A 23089-nucleotide genomic window follows, 5' to 3' on the forward strand; every position below is an offset into this window, starting at 1 on the left:
TGAGCGGGCGTTTGCCGATCGCAATTGCCGGCGGCTAGGAGGAGAACAGCTTCCAGTGCCCCTCGGAGACGACGTCGACGGTGCCGTCGGTCACGGTGATGGCGGTCTCGTCGTCGATCGCGTACGCCGGGCCCATGATCTCGGCCGCCCATCTCTCGGCGTCGGCCATGGTGTTCTCCGGCAGGAGCTCGTGATCCAGGTGCGGGAAGATCGAGAAGTCGACGATGCCCAGCGTGCTGTCGCCACCGGCGGGCGGCTTCCATTCGACGAAGTCCTCCCCGATACGGGGGGTCATCACCATGCTCCCGGCGCTCAGCCCCACCCAGACGGTCTCGCGCAGCGAGGGCAGGAGATCCGCCAGCCCGGACTGCCGCATCCAGTGGCACAGGTACAGGGCGTCGCCGCCATTCACCAGCAGGACGTCTGCCTCTCGGACCCAGGAGACCCAGCGTTCTTCGTCGATGCTGGGCAGCGCGGTGAGCTCCAGCACTCCCAAGGACTTCCAACCCAGCTCACACATGGGCGTGGAGGACTGACCGGTGATGAAACGCCATGCCCCAGCAGGACTGCCCTGGGGGTGCCCGTACCCCGCAGTGGGGATACAGAGGGCGTTGGAGTCGGCGATCGGTTTACCCAGTAGGTCGACCAGTGCGTTGTGGATGCTCGTGTTCTTGATGCCGGCGGAAGTAAGAAGAAGCCTCACGCTGCCCCCAAGTGTCATTGGCGGGGCCAGACTACCGGCGACAGCCGCTCTTGTAGGGCTTGCGCTCGCTTACGGTGTTCAGCCCCGCACACCCGAGCTCGCCGACCGGCCGGGATGCCTCCGCAGTCCCATACGCGCAGGTGGGCAATAGGTCGCCTACCAACTCACATACCGCCCACTCAGAGGTGATGTGCATAGCGTTTCGGGATGCCTGCTGCGGGCGCTTTCTAGTGTGATGCGCCGCGATTCACGAGTAACTTGCTAAAGCGTGTTGCAGAGCGCCGTGATTTTGCAGGTCAAAGCCCGACGACGGCTGTGCTGGTCAAGTGGCGAGGGCGAGGTTGTGCATGTGCGCGATGGCCTGGACCGCGTGGTGGGGGCATCGCCGTGCTGTCGGCAGTCGCGGAGGATCTTGTAGTTGTTCAACCGGGCGAAGGCGTGCTCGACGCGAGCACGGACACGGCGATGCTCTGCGTTGTCGGCTTCCTCGCCGACCAGCAGCGGCCGGCCGGGTCGCTTGCGGTGCGGGACGACCAGCCCGGTGTTGATGTAGGCGCCGTCGCCGAGCACCGTGACACCCTGGCACTGCTCCGGCAGGCCGGAGTTGCGCCACACCTGGGCGTCGGCCTTGTTGCCTGGGGCCGGGCGGGCGGTGGCCACGACCAGGCGGGTGTCGGCGTCGATGACGACCTGCACGTTCGCGGAGAACCGGTAGTTGCGGCTCGAAGCACCGACCTTGCGGTCGCGGACTGGGACCAGCGTGCCGTCCACGATCCACAGCCGGTCCGCGACATCGACGGGACGGGAGGCCGCCTCGAGCGCGAGGAGAGGCCGTAGCCGCTGGATCACCCGGCATACCGTCGCCGGCGACACCCCGAACAGCGGAGCGAGCTGCCGCATGGTCAGGTTCGTCCGGTAGTAGACAGCTACCACCAGCACCCGGTCGGCAAGCGGCAGACACCACGGACGGCCGATTCGCGGCCCGCCGCCACCCCGCTCCCGCACCACCTTCAGCAACCGCTCGAACTGGTTCATCCGCAGCCCCGTGAACGTCTCCACCCACAACGGATCAGCCCTCAACACCCCACGCATAGCAGGGAAATGCCCTGCTCACGGCGTTCTGCAACACGCTTTACGACCTCGTGCACAGTTGGCCGTGGCTCGGTGCCCGGGCGGCTCGTTGAACTGTGCATGATGGGGACTGGGGCGCGTGGGTTGATCGTGGCGGAGTACCGGGTCACGGGGCTCTCGCCGGATGTGATTGGTGAACTCATCGCGGAAGTAGGGCTGTTGTGCAGGAGTTCACGCGTCAGGAGGCGCTGCTGGAGGACGTGCGCGAGGTCTACGCCGACGACGCACGGCTCGCGTTCAACGTGGCCGCGGCCTCTGCTCGCGCGAACGCGCTGCGACCGATCCGGCATGAGGGCAGGATCGCGGCGTCGGACTACGAGCTCGCCGCCCAGACCGCGTTCGCGCTGAGGAGCACGGCCGATTCCGGAAGCGTCCTGCATGACGCCTACCGGTACAAGAATCTCGGCTATGACTTGCCCCGCCGACTCGCTGACGGGCAACGGGACGAACCGAAGCTTTACGAACTCGTCCCCGGCGCGACGATGAGCTCCGGGGACGAGTGGGCGCGATGGGGGCTGGTGTTCGCGGCCCTCGCAGGCGTGGCCGTGATCACCGGAGTGCTGGCCGCGAACGTCGTACGGCCACGCAGCCTGCGCACGCCGCCGGGTCCTGACCGCCGACGTGTTGTCAGGGATCTGGAAGTCATCCCTCAGCCCGCGGTCACGGGTGGCGGTTGGCCCCGCGTCACCGCGGAACTCCATCTGTTTGTCGTCGCCCTGCTGGTGTTGCTTCCCCTTGGAGGGGTCTACATGGCGGGCAGTGAACAGCGGGCCCAGGCCGAGGAGCCCGCCAGGCGGTCCAGGACGGCACCGGCACTTTGGCCTACGGCCCGCGAGTGACCTTCCTGAACGGAAGCCGTCAGACGGCCATGCTCATCGAGCTCCAGGCGACGGCGCGCGAACGAGCCGCGTTGGGAACCGGAATCACGCCTGAGCAGGCACGGCACGAGCGAGTGGTGGCGGTGGTCGAGACGCGCGTCGCGGAGCATGTGCGGCAGATCGCCGAGTACATGGGGCGCGCCCGAACACGCCGACCGCATCGATGCCGAAACCGTGACCGCCCTGAGCGACAAGCCCGAGGACGCGCCGGATCTTCGGACGGAACAGGAGCGTCAGGTGAGCCTCGCGGAACGGGCCAGTAGCCGTGGCCTGTATCTCGGCTCTGCGACCGCCATCGCAGGCGTTGCGGAAATCCTGGCCGCCGCCGTCGCCGACGGGCGCCGCAGGTGGCTGGCGTGGCCGGGGGGGGGCGCTGATCTCGACCGTTCTGACAGCGGTGGTCCTGATCTGAACCGAGGGTCCCTGTGGCAACAAACTCAGGTGGGTGGTGCGTCTGCGCAGGGCCGGGGTGTGGCCGGAGCAGACGTGGCGACAGAGAGTGCACGGGGTCCGCTCTCGTGGAAGGCCACCAAGGTGCCGCCCACCATGGGTGACGGGGACGGCGAGCCAGGGGAGCCGGAGCGTGCAGTGTGCGCGGTTGGCTGTCCCGTCGAGGAGAGGGCGGCGGAAGCCGCTCGGAAGTTCGACAGCACGTGGCGCGTGGACCGGGGCGTCCGGGACCGCTGTGCCCTCCCGGACAGCGACGACTCGCAGAGCTACCCGCACATGACCGTGAGAACCGCTCGCTTCGGGCCCTTGTCCCGGAGTCTGGGGCCTGGCACTGGAGCGCCGCATCAGCGCAGTGCCTGCACGGCGTAGGAGATGCCGAGGGCGGCGGCGAGTGCGCCGAGAAGCAGACGCAGGGCGGTTTCCGGCAGGCGGGGTTGGAGGTGTGCGCCGAGATAGCCGCCGATCAGTCCGCCGAGGCCGCAGGCCAGGCCGAGGTACCAGTCGGGGGTGACACCGCTGGCGCCGGTCAGGGACAGCAGTGTGAAGGCCGCGGCGCCGGCCAGGGAGGTGACGAAGGTGGAGGCGAGGGCGGCCGGGGCGACCTGGGCGACGGGCATGCCCCGGCCGACCAGGACGGGGCCGAGGATGGAGCCGCCGCCGATCCCGTAGATTCCGCCGACGATCCCGACGGCCAGGGCAAGGCCGGTGACGGTGCGGGGAGATGGTTCCGCCGGCGGGTTGGGCCGGGCGGGGCGGAGAGTACGCATGATGAGCCACAGGCCCAGTGGCATCAGCAGGGCGGCGACCAGGAGACGGAAGACGGCTGGTCCCGGGACGGCGAACACCCGCACCACGGCGCCGACGGCCACGCCGGGCAAGGTGCCGGCCATCAGGCGGCGGGTCAGCACGCTGTGCAGCAGGCCCGTACGGCGGTAGCGCAGCAGTGCGCCCGGTCCGGCCACGACGTTGAACAGCAGGTTGGTGGGGGTGACCGCCGGGCTGGGCACGCCGAACACGCTCAGTTGCACGGGCAGGAGGAACACCGCGCCCGAGACCCCCACGGGCGCGGTCACCACCGCGATCAACAGGCCGACGGCCAGACCGGACAGCCCTGTCGACCACTCCACCCAATCCCCCTGGTTCGAACGTCCGGTCAGTATCGCTGCCCTGGACGGCAACCCGTTGACCCGGCCTGCCCCTGGTCATACGACCCGGCCTATTTGAAGGACCGCAGGCGCAGGCTGTTGGTGACGACGAAGACCGAGGAGAAGGCCATCGCACCACCGGCGATCATGGGGTTGAGCGTGCCGAGCGCGGCCAGGGGCAGGGCCGCGACGTTGTAGCCGAAGGCCCAGAAGAGGTTGCCCTTGATGGTGGCCAGGGTCTTGCGGGACAGGCGGATCGCGTCGGCGGCCACCCGCAGGTCTCCGCGTACGAGGGTCAGGTCGCCGGCCTCGATCGCCGCGTCGGTGCCGGTGCCCATCGCCAGACCCAGGTCGGCGGTGGCGAGTGCCGCCGCGTCGTTGACGCCGTCGCCCACCATCGCGACCGTACGGCCTTCCCTCTGTAGCCGCCTGACCACGTCGACCTTGTCCTGGGGCAGGACTTCGGCGATGACCTCGTCGATGCCGACGGCCCGGGCGACCGACTCGGCGACGAGCCGGTTGTCGCCGGTCAGGAGGACGGGCTTGAGGCCGAGTGCGCGCAGGTCCGCCACCGCGTCGGCGCTGGTCTCCTTGATCGCGTCGGCGACGGTGAGGACGCCGCGCGCTTCGCCGTCCCAGGCGACGGCGACCGCCGTACAGCCCTCGGCCTCCGCCGTGGCCTTGGCCTCGGCCAGCTCCCGGGGAAGGACGATCGACCATTCGTTCAGGAGCCGCTCGCGGCCGACGAGTACGGCGTGCCCGTCCACGACCCCCTGGACGCCGAGGCCGGCGACGTTCTCGAAGTTCTCCGGTACCGGCAGGCTTCCGGCCCGCTCGGCCGCGCCGGCGGCGATCGCCTGCGCGATCGGATGCTCGGAGGCGTGCTCCAACGCGCCCGCCAGCCGCAGCAGTTCGCTCTCGTCCACGTCCGGTGCGGTGAACACGTCCTGGAGCTGCATGCGGCCCGTGGTCACCGTGCCGGTCTTGTCCAGGACGACGGTGTCCACACGGCGGGTGGACTCCAGGACCTCGGGGCCCTTGATGAGGATGCCGAGTTGGGCTCCGCGGCCGGTGCCGACCATCAGCGCGGTCGGCGTGGCCAGCCCGAGCGCGCACGGGCAGGCGATGATCAGTACCGCCACGGCGGCCGTGAAGGCGGCGGCCGTGTCGCCCGTGACGCCGAGCCAGGCGCCGAGGGTGGCGGCGGCGATGAACAGGACGGCAGGCACGAAGATGCCGGAGATACGGTCGGCAAGGCGCTGCACCTCGGCCTTGCCGTTCTGTGCGTCCTCGACCAGCCTCGCCATCCGGGCGAGCTGGGTGTCCGCGCCGACGCGGGTCGCCTCGACGACGAGCCGGCCGCCGGCGTTCACGGTCGCGCCGGTCACGGCGTCGCCGACGGTCACGTCGACCGGCACGGACTCGCCGGTCAGCGTCGACGCGTCCACCGCCGAGGACCCGTCGACCACGGTGCCGTCGGTCGCGATCTTCTCTCCGGGGCGTACGACGAAGCGGTCACCGACCGCCAACTGCGCGACGGGGATGCGTACTTCCTTGCCGTCCCGCAGCACCGAGACGTCCTTGGCGCCCAGTTCCAGCAGTGCGCGCAGTGCCGCGCCCGCCTTGCGCTTGGACTTCGCCTCCAGGTAGCGGCCGATGAGGATGAACGTGGTCACGCCGGCTGCGGCCTCCAGATAGATGGAGGAGGAGCCGTCCGAACGGGAGACGGTGAACTCGAAGCCGTGCCGCATGCCCGGCATGCCCGCGTCGCCGAAGAACAGCGCCCAGAGCGACCAGCCGAGCGCGGCGAGCGTGCCGAGGGACACCAGGGTGTCCATGGTCGCGGCGCCGTGCCGGGCGTTGGTGAACGCGGCCCGGTGGAAGGGGAACGCGCCCCAGACGACGACCGGTGCGCCCAGCGTCAGCGACAGCCACTGCCAGTTGTCGAACTGCAGGGCCGGGACCATGGCCATCAGGACGACCGGCACCGAGAGCGCGAGCGACCCCAGCAGACGCTGCCGCAGGGAGAGCAACTCCCCGTCCACAACAGGTCCGGCCGCCCGGACGTCGTCCCCCTCGCCGGCCGGTGGAGCGGGAGGGGGCGGCTGCTTGGCGGTGTAGCCGGCCTTCTCGACGGTGGCGATGAGGTCGCCGACCTCGATGCCGTCCGCGTAGGAGATCTTCGCCTTCTCGGTGGCGTAGTTGACGGTCGCCGTGACGCCGTCCATGCGGTTGAGCTTCTTCTCTATACGGGCCGAGCAGGAGGCGCACGTCATGCCGCCGATGGAGAGCTCGACCTCGGAGGCGGACCCGGATGCCGGGCCGTGCAGTCTCGTATCAGGAGCCGCGCTTGTCATGGGAGGTTCTCCTGGGATTGGCCGGGACGGCCGGCAGCCGCGTCAGCGGGAGCGGCGCGCCCCGGCGGGGAGGAACGCGGGGCCCGGGGCCGCCGGCCCCGGAAAGTCTCAGACCGAGCCGACGAGCTCGTAGCCCGCCTCGTCCACGGAGGCGCGGACGGCCTCCTCGTCGAGCGGGGCGGTGGAGGTGACCGTCACCTCGCCGGTCTCGGCGACCGCCTTCACCGAGGTCACGCCGTCGATCGCGGATATCTCCTCGGAAACCGCGCCCTCGCAGTGGCCGCAGGTCATGCCGGACACCTTGTACACGGCGGTGACCTCACCCCGCGGGGCGACGGACGCGGCGCCGGAGTTCTTCTGATCGGTCATGGTCTTCACCTCGGGTGTCGATGCGTGGGTGCTCCGGGGAGGGGCTTGATCACCGCTCCTGCCAAGATGGATCGGCGATATACCCCCAGGGGGTAGATGGTATACCCCCGGGGTGTATGTTCACATCCATTGCAAGATACCCCATGGGGGTATATGTTTCGTCGCATGACGTTCCTGCTGTCGGCCCTTCCAGGGAGACTCTTATGAAGACCTGGCCGAAGATCACCGGCTTCGTCGCAGCACTGGCCCTTGTGTTCGGCGCGGCCTACGGTCTGGGCAGCCTCGCCGGATCCGACGACTCGGGCACCGAAGCGGGTACGCATGCCGCCGTTGAGGTCGAGACGGCGGAGGGCGGCGGCGCGGACGATGCCGTGGAAGTCCCCGAGGGGTTGCAGGTCTCGGCCCACGGCTACTCGATCGACCTGAAGACCCCGCGGATCGAGCGCGGGCGCGCCACCGGGATACGGTTCGCCGTCCTGGACGCGAAGGGGCGACCGGTCACCGACTACACGGTGGAACAGGAGAAGGAACTCCACCTGATCCTGGCCTCCCGCGACCTGACCGTCTACCGGCACCTGCACCCCACGCGGTCCACCGACGGCACGTGGCACGTCTCCGTGAATCTGCCGACGGCCGGCGACTACCGCCTCTTCGCGGACTTCGCCCCGGCCGCCGGGGACGGCGAAAGCCTCACCCTGGGCACCGACCTGGCGGTCGCGGGGAGCTACCAGCCGCAGCCACTGCCCCAGCAGGTGCCCACCAGCAAGGTCGACGGCTACACGGTCACCCTGCGCGGGGACCTCGACGCCGGCTCCGCACGGGAGCTGACCTTCGAGGTGAGCAAGGACGGCAGGCCGGTGACCGACCTGCAGCCCTACCTCGGCGCCTACGGGCACCTGGTCGCCCTGCGCGCCGGAGACCTGGCCTACCTCCACGTCCACCCCAACAGCGAGGCCGGCGACCCCAGGACGAAGCCCGGGCCGACCGTCTCCTTCACCGCCACCGCGCCCAGCGCCCACGGCTACCGCCTCTTCCTCGACTTCAAGCACGAGGGCAAGGTCCGGACCGCGAACTTCACCGTCCAGGCGGACCTCGGCGGCGACACCGCCCCGGCGGAGGGTGAGCACGCCGAGGAGAGCGGCTCGGCGGAGCACGACGGGCACGAGTGACCCCTCGCCGCCGTCCAAGGGCAACCGGCCACCTAACGGCCCTGCCCGGTCGGCGTCCGGTGGCCGTTTCCCTGCGCGGGGGCGGCCACCGGCGGATTCCTCGAAGGCCGCGACGGCCTTCCGTCGAGGGCGGCCGCGGACAGTTCGGTCAGCGGAACCTCCATCCGCCGGTCGATCCTGTCGCGTTCCCAGGTGCGGGTGTCGATCAGCCACCACTCCTCGACGATGACGACGTACAGGCGGTGCGGTGCCGGAGCGCGCAGTTGCGACGGCTGGAGCCTGAACCGGTCACGTTGCTCGGGGTCGGGGAACACCGTCCGGTAGAAGTGCGAGTAGTAGTCGCCCAGTTCGGCCGCCGAGATCTCGCCGCAGGTCCCGGTGAACTGGGCGCCGTCGACCGCATCGATGTCCAGACCGGGAGTACTCGGCGCCACGAACAGGGTTCCGCTGACGGCCGGTGTGTGTGCGATGTCCAGCCCGTGCCGGGACAGCCCCGCCGAGCCGAACACGAATCGCAGCGGGTCCGCCTGCCAGGCGTACTCCAGCGTGGCCACCCAGGGCTGCCCCTCCGGCGACACCGTGGCCAGGTTCAGATAGCGCGCCTTCTCCAGCAGGCGACGGGTTCTTCCCAGCGGTGTGCTGTTGGCCGTCATCATCGGCCCTCTGCTGCGCGTGCAAGGTCGGCGCCTGCCCGTCCGCGCACGATGTCCTCGGAGAGGGCGCGCCAGAAGGCCAGTTCGTAGGCGTGCACCATCCGGGCCGTCCGGACGGCTTCACCGGGGTCGTCTCCTCCGGCCAGCCCGGTCCGCAGCGTCTCCGCCGCCTGGTCCAGCAGCTCCTGGGGCGTGGCGGCGAAGAACCGGAAGTGCCCGACGGCCTGTTCGTCGAATCCGTACCGTTTGCACAGCGCGTCGGCCACGCGCGTGTACTGGTCTCCCGACTCGGCCGCATTGGCGAGCAGGGTCAGGGCGATGTCGCTGCGGGTGCCGTGGAGCGCGGTCTGGGTCAGATAGGCGGGGTACGCCTGAGCAAGCGGCCGCGGTTCGTACGCCACCAGCTCCGACTCGTCCATCCCGAGGGCGGACGCGAAATCGAGCAGGAGGCGCAACGCCTCCGACTCGCCCTGAGCCATGGTCAGGAACAGGTCGCCGGCGGGGGCCGAGGGGAAGCGCGAGGCCAGCAGGGAGAAGCTGCGGCGGTCGCTGCCCACCAGGCGGTGGAGCTCCCCTGCCAGCGCGCGCAGATGCCCCTTCGGTACCTCGCCCGTCTCCAGCAGGTCGAGGAACCGATTCGGCATCCACTGCTTGGACATCTGCTGCCGTGCCACTGACACGAGGGTGGCTATTTCATCGTCCATCGTCCGCTCCCTTGCACTCCGTCAGATCGGGTGATGTGCCGACGCCGCTTGTGACGGTGCGTCTGCGCAGGTCGGGGCCGGTCGCCGTACCGGGTTTCGGCTCGGCGATCCAGGGCCCGTCGATCGAGGGGTCGATGACGCCCTCTTCCAGCCAGGTGAAGTCGCCGGCGAGGACGGCGCGGGCGAGGGCACGGTCATGGTCGTCGGTGTTGGAGACCAGCCGGGCGAACAGCTCCGCGATTCGGATCCGGGCCTGACGGCAGAACATGTCGGCCAGTCGCACGGGCGTGTCGTCGGTGCCGCCGAGGGCCGCCGCGTAGACGCAGGCGGTGCTCATCGCGTACAGCTCCGCACCGATGTCGACGAGCCGGCCCAAGTGGCGCTGATAGATGCCCAGTTCACCCTCCGGGCGGCGGGCGAACTCGGTGAGCGGCGCGGCGATCCGTCCGGCGGTCTGCTCGACGAAGAGCAGATGCCCCGCGAGCGGGCGCTCGCCGACGCGGGCGTCGGCCGGGACCTCGACGAGGCTGGGCGCGTCGGGCGTCGTGTCTGCCGCTGCGCGATGGTGGCTGAGTACGGCGTCGGCGATGAAGCTCCGAAGGGCCTCCGTCGACCCGTCGAAGATGCGTCCGATGCGCAGGTCGCGCAGCAGCCGCTCGACCGGAACACCGCGTTCGCCGCGTGCCGCGGCCGACTCCGCGGTCTCGTAGCCACGGCCGCCGCGCAACTGCATCAGTTCGTCGGCGACCAGCCAGCCGTGTTCCGAGGCGAAGAGCTTGGCCAGTTCGGCTTCGAGCGTGGTGTCGCCGCCGAGGTCGGCGCGGCCTCCGGAGATCTCGACCATCGCCTCCAGGGCGAAGGCGGTGGCCGCGATGTAGGCCAGCTTTCCGGCGACCGCGTCGTGTTCACCGATCGGCCGTCCCCACTGCACACGGGCACCGGCCCACTCCCGGGCTACCTTCGCGCTCCATTTGGCGGCGGCGGCGCAGACGGCGGGCAGCGAGAGCCGCCCGGTCTCCTGTGCGGCAAGGGCGACGGTCAGGCCTTCGCCTTCCTCACCGATGCGGTTCGCTGCAGGGATCACGACATCGTGCAGCCGGGTCACGCCGTTCTCCAGGCCGCGCAGCCCCAGGAAGGAGCTGCGGTGCTCCACCGTCACCCCTGGTGTGTCGGCTTCGACCACGAACACCGTCATGCCCCCGGCGCGGCCCTCCGCCGGGGGAACCATGGCCATGACCACCAGCAGATCCGCGATGGTGCCGTTGGTGGTCCACAGCTTCACGCCGTTCAGCGTGTACGTGTCCCTCGACCGGTCAGGGATGGCGGTGGTGTGCATCCGGAACGGGTCGTTGCCGATGTCGGGCTCGGTGAGGGCGAAGGCGGAGATCTCCCGTACACACCGCGGAAGGAAGGCGCGTTTCTGATCCTCCGTGCCGAACAGCAGGAGCGGCTGCGGCAGGCCGATGGCCTGATGGGCGGCGAGCAGTTCTCCGAGCGCCGAGTGGGTGCTGTTGACCAGCATCAGGGCGCGGAGGTAGCACCGTCCCGACAGCCCGAGTCCGCCGTACGCCCTGGGGATCTTGATGGCGAAGGCCCCGAGTCCCTTGAGGCCCTGGATCACCTGGTCGGGGATGCGGTCCTCACGTTCGATCAGATGACTGTCGACCTGGTTCTCGCAGAACTCCCGCAGCCTGGTGAGGAATTGCTCGTCCGGGTCCCCAAGGCGCCTCGGATCGCCGGGGGGTGGGGTGAGGAGGCCGGTGCGGAGCCGTCCGAGGAAGAGCTCCGCGCCGAAGCCGGGCGCTGTCATCAGGCGGCGGACGGAGTGGCCTGGATCATGGACAGTGGCCCGGCCGCACCGAACCGCACGGACTGCACCGTGAAGCCGGTCTCCGCAAGCATGGTCCGGAACTCTGACTCGGTCCGCTCCCGGCCGCCGGCCATGACCATCATGTTCACATCGGTGAAGTACGCGATCGACTGGTCGGCGGAGGGGGTCTCGGGCAGCACCGTACCCACGATCAGCAAGGTGGCGGATTCGGGAATCATGGTGCGGCAGGACCGCAGCAGGGCCAGCGCGTCCTCGTCGTTCCAGTCCTGGAAGACGCTTTTGATGATGTAGAGATCGCCGTCACCCGGGATGTCCTGGAAGAAGTCACCCGGCTGGACCTCGCAGCGGTCGGCGACTCCGGCCTTGCCCAGCACCGCGGGGGCATCGGCCACACCGTTCGGGCTGTCGAAGACGGTTCCGCTCAGGTGGGGGTGAGCGGTGAGGACGGCCGCGAGGAGGGTTCCGTCGCCGCCGCCGAGGTCCACCACCTTGGTGGCGTGGGAGAAGTCGTAGCCGGCGGCGACGCGTGCGGCCGCTATCCGGGACTCCTCGCCCATCGCCTCGTGGAACAGGGCACTGAACTCGGTGTCCGCGGTCAGACTGGTGTAGAAGTCGGAGCCCTTGGCCTGGCTGAAGGCCACCTCGCCGGTGGCGACTGCCTGGCCCAGGCCCTGCCAGGCGGTGAACCACATCGGGCTGCAGAAGACCCGGGTGAAGGCACGCAGCGAATCGGGGGAGTCGGACCGCAGCTGAGCCCCCACCTCGGTCAGCCCGAAGCAGGCCGGCTCCGGTTCCGTGGTGACCCCGACGGCCGCGAGCAGGCGCAGCACGCGGCGCAGCGACGGCTCGTGCGCCCCGGTCTCGGCCGCCAGGTCGTCGCTGCTGCGTACGCCGTCCTTGATCAGGTCGGCTATGCCGAGATCTGCCACGACGCCGAGCGCGTGCGCGGTCATGTAGCCGCCGATCCGCTCGATCAGGGCGCCGCGCTGCTGAATGCGCTTGGTGGTGTCCTTGTGCGGTCCACTGATGCTCATGGTGTTCGTCCTTCTTCTTGTCAGTCGGTCGGTACGGAACAGGCTGTGCAACAGGTGTGGCGAGCGATTTCGGGAAACGGAGCCGAGGCGCTGTCAGAGGCGGTGGCGCACCCACACATTGGGCTCGATGTAGACGGCGTAGTCCTGCTCCACGTCGGCCATCACCGGTGTCAGCGCGCCGGGCACCTCGACGGGGCCGCTGGTGTCGAACGGCAGCTCTGTCCACTCGCGCCATTGCGCGAGGCTTCCGGAGATGGTCATCGAGGCCGGGCAGACCTTGAGGATCTGGCCGCCGGTCCGCACGTGGACACGGAGCCAGGGGTCCTCCGGCAGCCCGTCCGGGCGGGTCCGCGCGGCGTAGGCGGCCATGGTCAGCTGTGGCGCGGTGTGCTTGAGGCTCGGTCGCACCGGGGCGACCAGGTCGCCGAAGCCCTGGCTGCGGGCGTGGTCCTTCAGTGCCTGGAGCGTGCGCGCCGAGAGGTTGCGGGACTGGTGGCCGGGCACCACGGCGATCTCCAGCGCGCACAGCGCGGTGAGCCGGTGACCGCTGTAGGTGTCGGTCATGCACTGGCGCAGTGCTTCGTCCCAGCCGGTGTCGGGCAGGCTGTCGGGGTTGCCGTCCCAGGTCAGTGGCGCGCTCGCGGCGCGGGCGACGACCGTCTTCGTCTCGTCCAGGACGACGAGTTGGTGCTGGGCGTGCCGCTTGAAGATCCAGTGGACGAGGGTCGGGTCGGGGCGTATGTAGTCCGGCCAGGACGACTCCATCGTCAGCATGGCCGTCTCCAGCTCGGGGCGGTCGGCGAGACTCGCGACGTGCAGTCCTGTGTCGGCGGTGCTCTGAGGCATGGCGGTCTCCGGTGTGTGGTCGTTGGTCCCGGCCTTGTCAGTCCGTCAGCAGCTGGACCGGCCTCCGCCCGGTGCGCAGCGGCGACGGCCGGTGGGGGGTGCGGAGGAGGTCCAGGTACTGGGCGCGGGGGAGCGGCCGCGCCCCGAGCAGCCTGGTGTGGTCGCTGTCGCGCTGTACGTCGACCGCGATGCCGCCGGCCTCCGCGAAGCGGCGCGTCAGCTCGGCCACGGCGGCCTTGCCGGCACCGCTGCGCAGGGTGAACTGTGAATCGGCGCTGAAGACGCCACCGATCCGCACGCCGTACACCCCGCCGATGAGCTCGTCTCCGTCCCAGACCTCGACGCTGTGGGCGTAGCCGCACTCGTGCAGGCGGGTCAGACTCGCCAGCAGTTCGTCGGTCAGCCAGTACTCCGTGCGCCCCTCGCGGCACTGGACGGCCACCCGTTCGAAGCAGACGTCGGCGGTGGTCGTCCAGTTGACGCCGCGCAACTGCCGTCGAAGGCTGCGCCGGACACGTGCCTCAGCGGCGGGGATGACCGGGCGGGGATCGGGGGAGCACCAGGCGACGCCGTACGGATACCCGCTTCCGGTCTGCAGACCGATCCGTCCGGCGGCCACCTCGGGCTCGTAACTCAGCTCGTTGAGGAGCCGGTGCTCGACGGTGGTGGCGGGAAAGGGGTACAGCCCGTGCCGGTACGCGTCGAGCAGGCTCCATGGGGTGAGGTCGTCGCCGAACGCGACCGGGCCGTCGGTCGGTGCGGCGGCCAGATCCAGGAGGCCCCATGCGGATCGGGGGCGGACCGGGCTTGGCATCAGCACGTGGGCCTCACAGGAAGTCGATGCTGGTCAGATAGCGGATGTAGCGGTCGAGCATCTCGGTGTCCACCGGGGGAATCCCGATGCCGCTGCCGTCGAGGGCCTGCTCCACGTTGTCGCGGGAGAAGACGGGGAACGTCGTCTCCAGGTACATCTCCGCCACGCTCATCTCGCCGGTGGAACAGCGGTCGATGAACAACGGGGCGAAGGGCGTCATGGGATGGCCGGGCTCCTCGACCGCGATCTCGGCGATCCGTTCCACCCACTCCGCCCACGGGACCTCACGTACCTCGTGGCCATGGGCGCGGAGGCGTTCGGCGAGCACGGAGACGTTCGCCTTGCCCGGATTGGTGAGGTGGTAGACGTCGCCCTGCGGCAGCCGTGACCCGGCGATGTGTGCGACGGCCGCGGCGAAGCAGTCCACCGGTGTGTAGTCCAGGGGCAGTTCGGCGACGGGGGACATCCCGGTGTCCACGATGAACTTCTTCATCGCGCACATCTCCGTCGAGGTGTTCCAGGCGCCGGTCCGCCGGTCGCCGGAGATGTCGGCGGCCCGGTAGACGGCCACCGGGAGCCCCTGGCGGGCGGCGTTCATGAGCAGGGCCTCCGCGACCCATTTGCTCTCGACATAGCCCACCGACAGACGGTCGGCATGGGCGGCCGGCGTGGCTTCGCTCACCTGCCGGACGCCTGCGGTCCCGAAGCCCGAGACGACCGCCATGGTGGAGGTGTAGTGGACGGGGGCGTTGCGGTACCGCGCGGCCATACGGATGATCTCGCGGGTTCCCTCGACGTTTGCCGCCCGCATGTGGGCGTACGGATAGATGAAGTTGACGAGTCCGCCGGGATGATGGATGACGTCGACGATCCGGGCCAGCCGGTCGAACTCGTCCTCCGTCAGGCCGAGTCGGGGCTCGGCGAGATCGCCGGGAACGGCATGGATCCGCCCCTCCTCGCGGTAGCGCTCCAGGTCGTCCTGGAAGTAATGAGAGGTGTTCTTCTGGAGGCGCGCCATCGCGCGGCCATCGCCGTCGGCGCGCACCAGGCAGTGCACGGTGGCGTCGGTGGAGGCCAGGAGCTCCCGGAGCAGGTAGCCCCCGAGGAATCCGGTGGCTCCGGTGAGGAAGATGTGGGCCGGCTTCTCCCACGAGGCGGGTTCGGCGGGGGCGCGCCGGACGGGAACGCCCAATTCGGCCTCGGCGGTGAAGTCCACGGCCTTGGCGTCGTCGGCGAGCATGCCCGCCCTTGCCGACTCGACGGCGGCGGCGAAGCTGCGCAGCGTCGCGTCGTCGAGCAGCAGCCGGATCAGCGGACGGATCTGGGTGATCAGGATGCCGAGGGACTCACGGAGCTTGGCGAGCAACTGGGCGGCCTTGAGGGAGTCACCGCCCAGGCTGAAGAAGTTGTCGTGCGGCTCGACGCGCTCCACGTCGAGAACCTGGCGCCAGATGCCGGCGACCACGCGCTCGACCAGCCGGCCGCTCTGGTCCGGAGCGTTGTCGGGTGCAGATGCGGTGTGGGTTCCGGAAGGGGCCGGGGCGGGCATCGCCTTCAGATCGACCTTGCCGTTGCTCGTCATCGGCATGTCGGTCAGCCGGACGAACACCGAGGGGACCATATAGGCGGGCAGCCGGCCGGCGAGGAACGCCCGCAGTTCACTGACGGTGGGCGGGACACCGTCCCGCGCGGGGGCCGCGGTGTAGTACGCGGAGATCTTTGTCTCCGTACCGTCCACCCACGGCACCACAGCCGTGTCCACGACCGACTCGTGGGCGGACAGGGCCGCCTCGATCTCGGCCGGCTCGACCCGGAACCCACGGACCTTGAGCTGCCGGTCCGCACGACCGGTGATCTCCAGATCGCCCGCACCTGTCCAGCCGCCGACGTCGCCGGTCCGGTACATCAGGGTGCCGGGCCGCTCCGCACGGGGGTCGGGCAGGAAACCGGACCGGTCCGCGGCGTCCCCGAGATAGCCGTGCGCGACACCGGGGCCGGATATGTAGATCTCGCCCTGCCGGCCGGACGGTACAGGCTGCAGACCGTCGTCGAGTACCTGGACCACCGTGCCCGGCAGCGGGCGGCCGACCGGCGCCGGGCCCTGTGCGGGCAGCGTCCGAGAGGTGACTTCCATCGTGCAGGACGTGATGGTCGTCTCGGTGAGGCCGTAGGCGTTGACCAGACGTGAGTGGGGCATCAGCCGCAGCGCCGTCCGGCAGTCCTCGGCGTGCACGGCGCTGCCGCCCACGATCGTCAGGCGTACCGCGAGGTCGGCCGGCGTACGGCTGAGGTCGGACAGGAAGGCCCGCCAGTACGAAGGGGTCAGGTCCATCACGGTGACCCCGTACGCCGTCAGACGGTCCGCGAGGTCGCTCGGCGCCCAGAGATGGTCGGGGAGGACGAGGGCCGCGCCGTTGAGCAGGGCCACGAGGATCTGCTCGATGGAGGTGTCGAAGGAGACGGCCGCGAACTGCAGGACCCGGTCGGCCGGGCCGATTCCGTACCGTGCGTTGATCTCGTCGCACAGATAGGCAAGGGAGGCGTGATCGACGCGGACGCCTTTGGGAACGCCGGTCGAGCCGGAGGTGTAGATGACATAGGCGCCGTCCGTCCGCTCGACCGCGGTCCGGTCAGGGGCGGCCGGGACCTCGTCCGCCGGTTCCCCGCCGACGGCCATGGCAGTCACCGGCATGGCGGCGAAGAGCTCCAGGGTGTCGTGCCGGGTGAGCACCGCCGCGCAGCCGGCTTCCTCGACGTATCGGGCCACGCGGTGGCGGGGCGCATCGGGTTCCACCGGCAGGTACATGGCTCCCGCCTTCAGCGTGGCGAGGAGTGAGACGATCAGGTCGATCGAGCGCTCCAGGTGCACCAGGACCACGGAGCCGCGTCGTACCCCCTGCTGCCTCAGGACATGGGCCAACTGGTCGGCACGGCGGTCGAGGTGCCCGTAACCGATCTGCTCGTCGCCGTGGACAACGGCGAGCGCGTCCGGTTGTGCGGCCGCGCGGGCGGCGAAGCGTTCGTGGACCAACGTTGTTGTACGCATCCCCCGGCCTCCCCTTACCGCGAGAGGCGGTGGAGGAGGACGGGCAAGGACGCGACGCCGTTCCCGATGAAGGTGTGCTCGGGCTCGATCTCGTCCGGCTTGACGGCCAGTTCGAGCTGGGGGAAGCGTTCGAACAGCGCCGGCAGAGCGACCCTGGCCTCCAGGAGCGCCAGGCGTGAACCGGGGCAGAAGTGCGGGCCGAGCCCGAACGCGACGTGGTCCTTGTCCTCCCGGCCGATGTCGAAGACGTCCGGCTTCTCGTGGACGCCCGGGTCGCGCCCGTGGGCTCCGTAGCAGATCAGGATGGCGTCGCCGGCCCGTATGACCACGCCTTCGCCGAGGTCGATGTCCTCGGTGGCCCACCGCATCGGCAGATGCATGACGGGGCAGTGCACGCGCAGCGACTCCTCGATCGCGTCGGCCCAGCGCTCGGGAGACTCCTGGACGATGCGCAACTGATCCGGATTGGCGAGCAGTTCACGCACGGTGTGGTCGATGAGGTTGATGGTGGTGCCGCTGCCTCCGCCGATCATCAACAGCAGGGTGGAGATCAGCTCGTGCTCGGTGAGGGGGGCGCTGCCCTCCTCCCGGGCGCCGATGAGGAAGCTGGTGAGGTCGTCGCCCGGCTCGCGGCGCCTGGCCTCGATCAGCGAGTGCATCGCGGCGACCAGGCCGTTGATGATGGCGACGGATTCCTCCTCGCTCGCCACATCGGTCTCCCCGACAGCGCGGAACAGGCGCAGCAGCTCGGTCCGTTGGTCGTCCGGGACCCCGAAGAGGTCGCAGATCGTCTCGGTCGGCACCCGGTAGGAGAAGGCGGTGTGCAGATCGACCGGCTCGTCGTCCGGAAACGCCTCCAGGTCGTCGAGGAGACGGGCGACGAGGGCCTCGACATGGGGCTGTAGGGCGGTCACGCGGCGGGGGCTGAGGGCAGGCGTGATCAGTCTGCGGAGCCGGGCGTGCTCCTTGCCGTCGGCGGTGGCCATGTGGTCGATGTCCACCCACGGCGACAGCCAGGCGACCGAGCCCGGCTCGTAGTCGGGCACGGTGCCCTTGAGGTCCCGGGAGACAGCGGGGTGCGTCAGCAGCCGCTTGACGACGTCCCCGCGGCTCACCGACCAGGCAGCCATCCCCTCGGGCAGCTGCACGGGGACGGCCGGCGCCATGGCGCGCAGCTGGTCCACCTGGGCGTACATGCAGCGGCCGCCCGCACTGTCGAGGGCCACGGTGGGCGTGGTGCTGAAAGCGATCACGTCATATCTCCTGTGGGATACCGGGCTTGGTGGCTATGGCGGACCGGGACCGCCGTGCGGCCCCGGTCCGGGGAGCGACTCTCCGTTCACGGGGTTCTTCGGGCAGCCCTGACACCCCCAACGGGGGAGATGGGGGTGTCAGGAGACTTCAGGCGACGGGACTTCAGACGGCGGACGGGGTGTGGAAGCTGAACAGGAGCCAGGCGGCCATGAGCAGGAGGAGGAACGCGACGGTCATAAGGAGCCAGTTCGAGAACCTCATGGCCGGACCTCCTGCGGGCTGTGCGGGTACCGGGTGGGTTCGCGATCCGTATCACTGCGTGGGCGGTTGAATCTCGGCACTCACGCTAGGCGGGGCAAGTGCAACGAACCGTCAAGCGCAGTGCAGCAGACTGTTCAGCTTCGGACATGGAGACGACAGGACGGGCGATCAGGTGCTCGGTCCGGCCTGGTGGGACGCAGCCCGTTCCAGCAGGCGATACGCCGAACGCATATTCCAGCCCTCCAGGATGTAGGCGCGAGTAGAATCCGGGCAGCAGGTGGGCTTTAACGGGGGGTTGTGGACTACGTGCGCATACTTGTGGCCGAGGACGACGAGCACGTTGCAGACGCACTGACAGACGCACTCCGGCAGCACGGTCACACCGTCTTGTGGAGGGCCGACGGCGGCAAGGCGGTGGACGCGGCGGAGGAGGCCGATTTCGTCCTCCTCGACCTGGGTCTTCCGGACCTCGACGGCTATGAGGTGTGCCGACGGATCCGGGCCACTTCGATGGTCCCCATCATTGCGCTGACGGCACGTTCCGAGGAGATAGACCGGGTCATGGTCTTACAGGCCGGCGCGGACGACTACGTGGTCAAGCCCTACGGCTTCCGCGAGCTGCTGGCCCGTATCGAGGCGGTGATGCGGCGCACCAGGCAGGCCCCGCTCCCCACGGCCTTGCCGGAACCCGACGGCTCCGAGCTGGAGACCGGGGCGCTCAGTATCGACGTACGAGCACGCAAGGCTTTCCTGGCGGGCGAGCCACTGGCGCTGACGGCCAAGGAGTTCGACCTCCTGGCACTGCTCGCGGCCGAACACGGGGCGGTGCTCACCAGAGAGCAGATCATCGAACGGGTCTGGGACGAGAACTGGTTCGGCTCGACCCGGACTCTCGATGTCCATGTGGGAACCCTGCGGACCAAGCTCGGCGACAAACGATGGATCGAGACCGTCCGCGGTGTGGGTTTCCGGCTGACCGACCCGTGTGACTGAGGGAGGGGGGCCTGTGCGGAGGAAGCTGCTCCTCACTTATCTGACCCTCACTGCGGTCATTCTGTTGATGCTTGAGGTCCCGCTGGCCCTCAGTTACTCGATGAGCGCCTACCATCAACTGGCCATGACCCGGGCAGGGGAAGCCCGCGAACTGGCCCTGGAGGCCACCGCGGTGCTGAAGGACAAGGCATCGGCGACGGCCTTCGAGAAGCGACTGCGACGATACGAATCGAACCATCAGACCGCGGTCGTCCTCGTTGACACCAACGGCAGGGTGGCCGCCGCGTCGCGCACTGACATCGACGTCGCCGCGACCGCACTCCACTCTCCGCTGGCAAAGGCGTTGCGTGGCAAGAGCGTCGAACCGTCCCAGGACCTCGGCCATTCCGTACGACCGGGCAAGGTCATCCTCGCCGAGCCCGTCCGGCATGGGGACGAGGTGATCGGGGCCCTGGGTTCCGTCGCTTCGAGCGCGGCGGTGCAACGGGACGTGGAAAGCCACACCGTGCTGCTGATCTGTGCGGCGGCACTGGCGTTGGCCGCGGTCGGCCTCGCCAGCGTGCCGCTGAGCCGGTGGCTGCTGCGTCCCATCCGGGAGTTCGACAACACGGTGCACGCCATCATCGACGGGGCGTACGACGTCCGCGTGCGGTGCGGCGCAGGTCCCCCTGAAATGCACGGACTGGCCGACGGGTTCAACCGGATGGCTGATCACCTGGTGACGCTGCTGGAGACTCAGCGGGCCTTCGTGGCCGACGCCTCGCACCAGATGCGCAATCCCCTGACCGCGCTGCGGCTGCGGGTCGAGACACTGGAGTCGGGAGTCCGGCCGGAGGCCATGAAGCAACTCCAGCAGGCCGTGGCGGAGATCGAACGCCTTTCCACACTGCTTGACCAACTACTGCGGCTCGCCCGGGCCGAAGGCCGGGACCAGTCCGTGGCACCGGTGGACGTGGCGAGGGTCATCGCGACCAGGGTGGCCGCCTGGGAGCAGGCCGCCGCCCGCAAACAGATCACACTGCTCGCCCCCGGCACGGACGGGACCGTCTCGGCCTGCGTACCGGGCCATCTCGAACAGATTCTCGACGTGCTGATCGACAACGCGCTCCACGTCTCCGACGCGGACACCTCGATCACGATTCGTCACATGGTGGCGGGAGCGTTCGCGCAGATCCAGGTGATCGATGAAGGCCCGGGCATGTCGGCGGAGGACTGCCAACGCGCCCTCGACAGGTTCTGGCGCGGAGCGAAATCCGCCAAACACGAGGGGTCGGGCCTGGGGCTGGCGATCGCCGACACCCTTGCCAAGGCCAACGGCGGATCGCTGCGCCTGCTGCCGACGGTGCCGCACGGCATCGAGGCCCGAGTGCAGATGCCGCTCTGCCCCCGGGCAGCACAGGTCACCGAGGGCACGGTGCTGGTACCCGTGTGCTCCCGGGCCACGGTGGACTGAGGACGGCAGTGCGGAGAACGCGCCGTCCCAGTTGCCGAGCCGTTGCCGTGCCCTTGACGTTCCGCTGAACGAGCCTGGTTTGCCTGTTCCTGCGGTCGTTCCTGATTGATCCAGGTGTCAGCAGCTGCAACCGGGCCGGCAGCCGCATGACTCGTCCTTGGGTGCTGACGAGCTCGCGGTCGGGACAGGACCGCAGCAGGCATCCCCGCGCCATGCATCGCGGCCTTCCTTTACGGCAACGGCAGCGATGACGAGAGCGGCGACCGGGCTGCCCAGGACCAGCCGAACAGGCTGTTGGCGAGCAGGCCGATCAGCAGGACGCCGGACAGATACGTGCACAACAGGGTCTGCTTGGAGTCCGCTACGGCAGAACCGGATCCGAGTTCCCGGCCGGCACGGCGCTGAGCGGCCGACAGGAAAGGCATGACCACCGGGGAGAGCGCGGCGAGCACGATGCCGGGGGTGGAGTGATCGGCTTCCCCGTTGCCGGTGAACGCGCGGATCGAGTCGAAGGTGACACAGGCCGCGAGTGCGAAGAACGACACAGGGACGATCCGCAGGGTGGTCTGCTCGCGTGCTTGCCGGACGGCGTCGTCGGCGGAGAACTGCCAGGCGACGGCTGCCGCGGAGGAGACCTCGATGACGGAGTCGAGCCCGAACCCGACCAGCGCCGAGGAAGAGGCGAGGGTGCCCGGGGTGATGGCGACAACCGCCTCGATCACGTTGTAGGCGATCGTCACTGCGACCAGCAGCCGTATGCGCCGGGACAGGGTGTCGCGGCGGACCGAGGACGGGCCAAGGGATATCGAGGCCATTCAGCAGCAGCCCTTCTGGTCGGCGTCGGCGCACGTACGGTCCGACGCGACGGCGACGACAGCCGTGCACAGGCCGTCGAGCGCATGACCGAGTCGGGGATCGGCGAGTTCGTATCGGGTTCGCCGGCCATCGGGAACCGCGACGACCGGGCCGCAGTCGCGCAGACAGGCCAGATGGTTGGAAAGCCGGGTGCGGGAGACCCCGATCCGATCGTGGACCGAGGAATGCCTGTCGGGGAACTGGAGACCGCCGGCTACGGGCTCGCGTGCGGCCATCTCGTTCCTTGTCGGGCTCTTGCCGTGCCCTTGACGTTCTGCTGCACAGCCCCTGATCCGTGTCCCCCTACGTTCGTCGCTGTTCGAACAATCAGCCGATCCAGGACAACGGGGGGAATGAGGATGACGCTTCAAGCGCCAGACTTCACCCAGTTCCAACTCGATCGATACTCTCGCCAGCTCCGGCTGGAAGGCTTTGGCATAGAGGGCCAGCGCCGGCTCCGCGACGCCCATGTCGCCATCTCGCGCGGTGGCGGAGTCGGCGGCACGGTCGCGACGCACCTCGCGATGGCCGGCGTGGGCCACATCACCGTCGCACACGGCGGCGAGATCGTGCCGGAGTACCTGAACCGGATGCTGCTCGCCAACCCCAAGGACGTCGGACGCCCTTGCGTGGACGCGTTCGCCGACAGCCTCCACCGGATCAACCCCGACGTCGAGGTGACCACGTACTCCGAGTACGTGACCGACGACAACGTCCTGCGGATAGTGGGCGACGCCAACCTCATCGCGGACGGCGCGCCGCTCTTCGAGGAGCGCTACGCCCTCAACAAGGCCGCGGTCGAACTGGGCATCCCGCTGGTCTCCGGAGCGATGTACGACACCGAGGGCTACATCACCACCGTCCGGCCGGGCCGCACACCGTGCCTGTCGTGCATCTACCCGACCAAGCCGCCCTACTGGACGAACATCAAGGTCTTCCCCGCACTGAGCACGGCGCCCGGTCTGGTGGGCACCGTGATGGCCATGGAGGTGATCAAGGTGATCACCGGATTCGCCGAGCCGCTGGACTCGCAACTGATGTTCTTCGACCTGCGTACGAACATGACCCGGCTGCTCAACGTGGCCCGTCGACCGGAATGCCCGGTCTGCGGCCAACTCGACAACAACGACTGTTGAGGGAGAA

18 protein-coding genes and 2 pseudogenes are annotated in these 23089 nt (G+C 69.3%); 5 read left to right on the forward strand and 15 right to left on the reverse strand.

What is annotated here, in order from left to right; translation table 11 throughout:
* Positions 1–34 precede the first annotated feature (34 nt).
* Both OG787_RS51105 and OG787_RS51110 read right to left on the reverse strand, forming a co-directional pair.
* On the reverse strand, positions 35–703 hold the full coding sequence (locus tag OG787_RS51105) for a Type 1 glutamine amidotransferase-like domain-containing protein (protein ID WP_369032850.1): 669 nt from the start codon (positions 701–703) through the stop codon (positions 35–37).
* Positions 704–1025: 322 nt separating this feature from the next.
* A pseudogene (locus OG787_RS51110) lies at positions 1026–1795 on the reverse strand (transposase family protein).
* A 200-nt stretch (positions 1796–1995) separates the two neighbouring features.
* Here OG787_RS51110 and OG787_RS51115 point away from each other — a divergent pair.
* The gene (locus OG787_RS51115) at positions 1996–2673 is read left to right on the forward strand and encodes a hypothetical protein (RefSeq protein ID WP_405540310.1); all 678 of its coding nucleotides are present in this window, start codon (positions 1996–1998) and stop codon (positions 2671–2673) included.
* Positions 2674–3506: 833 nt separating this feature from the next.
* On the opposite strand, the gene OG787_RS51120 is transcribed toward OG787_RS51115, so the two are convergent.
* The 3 genes from OG787_RS51120 to OG787_RS51130 all read right to left on the reverse strand — a co-directional run bounded on the left by OG787_RS51120 (position 3507) and on the right by OG787_RS51130 (position 7033).
* Positions 3507–4289, reverse strand: coding sequence for a TSUP family transporter (locus tag OG787_RS51120; RefSeq protein ID WP_405540311.1), 783 nt, complete (start codon positions 4287–4289; stop codon positions 3507–3509).
* 89 nt (positions 4290–4378) lie between these two features.
* Positions 4379–6664 carry a heavy metal translocating P-type ATPase gene (locus OG787_RS51125; RefSeq protein WP_405540312.1) on the reverse strand — a complete coding sequence of 762 codons (2286 nt, stop codon included), beginning with the start codon at positions 6662–6664 and terminating at the stop codon, positions 4379–4381.
* A 108-nt stretch (positions 6665–6772) separates the two neighbouring features.
* Positions 6773–7033 (reverse strand): heavy-metal-associated domain-containing protein, encoded by a 261-nt coding sequence (locus tag OG787_RS51130; protein WP_369032846.1) that lies wholly within the window; start codon positions 7031–7033, stop codon positions 6773–6775.
* Between the two features lie 203 nt (positions 7034–7236).
* On the opposite strand from OG787_RS51130, the gene OG787_RS51135 reads away from it, so the two are divergent.
* Positions 7237–8202 (forward strand): hypothetical protein, encoded by a 966-nt coding sequence (locus OG787_RS51135; protein ID WP_405540313.1) that lies wholly within the window; start codon positions 7237–7239, stop codon positions 8200–8202.
* A gap of 32 nt (positions 8203–8234) precedes the next feature.
* Here the strand turns inward: OG787_RS51135 and OG787_RS51140 are convergent, their stop codons facing one another.
* The 8 genes from OG787_RS51140 to OG787_RS51175 all read right to left on the reverse strand — a co-directional run bounded on the left by OG787_RS51140 (position 8235) and on the right by OG787_RS51175 (position 18383).
* Positions 8235–8855 carry a pyridoxamine 5'-phosphate oxidase family protein gene (locus tag OG787_RS51140; RefSeq protein WP_405540314.1) on the reverse strand — a complete coding sequence of 207 codons (621 nt, stop codon included), beginning with the start codon at positions 8853–8855 and terminating at the stop codon, positions 8235–8237.
* A complete protein-coding gene (locus OG787_RS51145) occupies positions 8855–9559 on the reverse strand; it encodes a hypothetical protein (protein WP_405540315.1) in 705 nt (234 codons plus the stop codon). Before OG787_RS51145 ends, OG787_RS51140 begins: the two co-directional genes overlap by 1 nt.
* A complete protein-coding gene (locus OG787_RS51150; protein WP_369032842.1) occupies positions 9549–11369 on the reverse strand; it encodes an acyl-CoA dehydrogenase family protein in 1821 nt (606 codons plus the stop codon). Before OG787_RS51150 ends, OG787_RS51145 begins: the two co-directional genes overlap by 11 nt.
* Positions 11369–12424, reverse strand: a complete 1056-nt coding sequence (locus OG787_RS51155; protein ID WP_405540318.1) for a methyltransferase — start codon at positions 12422–12424, stop codon at positions 11369–11371. The genes OG787_RS51150 and OG787_RS51155 overlap by 1 nt, the downstream gene beginning before the upstream one ends.
* A 93-nt stretch (positions 12425–12517) precedes the next feature.
* On the reverse strand, positions 12518–13270 hold the full coding sequence (locus OG787_RS51160; RefSeq protein WP_405540319.1) for an N-acetyltransferase: 753 nt from the start codon (positions 13268–13270) through the stop codon (positions 12518–12520).
* Positions 13271–13307: 37 nt separating this feature from the next.
* Positions 13308–14084 (reverse strand): leucyl/phenylalanyl-tRNA--protein transferase, encoded by a 777-nt coding sequence (locus OG787_RS51165; protein ID WP_405540811.1) that lies wholly within the window; start codon positions 14082–14084, stop codon positions 13308–13310.
* A 13-nt stretch (positions 14085–14097) separates the two neighbouring features.
* A complete protein-coding gene (locus tag OG787_RS51170) occupies positions 14098–17130 on the reverse strand; it encodes an amino acid adenylation domain-containing protein (protein ID WP_405540320.1) in 3033 nt (1010 codons plus the stop codon).
* Between the two features lie 14 nt (positions 17131–17144).
* Complete coding sequence (locus tag OG787_RS51175) at positions 17145–18383, reverse strand: cytochrome P450 (protein ID WP_405540321.1); 1239 nt, start codon at positions 18381–18383, stop codon at positions 17145–17147.
* 568 nt (positions 18384–18951) lie between these two features.
* On the opposite strand from OG787_RS51175, the gene OG787_RS51180 reads away from it, so the two are divergent.
* Positions 18952–19638, forward strand: coding sequence for a response regulator transcription factor (locus OG787_RS51180; protein ID WP_369032837.1), 687 nt, complete (start codon positions 18952–18954; stop codon positions 19636–19638).
* Positions 19639–19651: 13 nt separating this feature from the next.
* On the forward strand, positions 19652–21091 hold the full coding sequence (locus OG787_RS51185) for an ATP-binding protein (protein ID WP_405540322.1): 1440 nt from the start codon (positions 19652–19654) through the stop codon (positions 21089–21091).
* A gap of 117 nt (positions 21092–21208) precedes the next feature.
* On the opposite strand, the pseudogene OG787_RS51190 reads toward OG787_RS51185, so the two are convergent.
* Positions 21209–21906 (reverse strand): annotated as a pseudogene (locus OG787_RS51190) (cation transporter).
* Entirely contained in the window at positions 21907–22182 is a 276-nt protein-coding gene (locus tag OG787_RS51195) for a winged helix-turn-helix domain-containing protein (RefSeq protein ID WP_405540324.1), read from the reverse strand. It abuts the pseudogene before it with no gap.
* A gap of 123 nt (positions 22183–22305) precedes the next feature.
* Here OG787_RS51195 and OG787_RS51200 point away from each other — a divergent pair, with 123 nt between their 5' ends.
* The gene (locus tag OG787_RS51200; RefSeq protein ID WP_369032834.1) at positions 22306–23082 is read left to right on the forward strand and encodes a ThiF family adenylyltransferase; all 777 of its coding nucleotides are present in this window, start codon (positions 22306–22308) and stop codon (positions 23080–23082) included.
* Positions 23083–23089 lie beyond the last annotated feature (7 nt).

The organism is Streptomyces sp. NBC_00075 (assembly GCF_045041225.1).
GTDB classification, from domain to species: Bacteria; Actinomycetota; Actinomycetes; order Streptomycetales; family Streptomycetaceae; genus Streptomyces; species Streptomyces adonidis.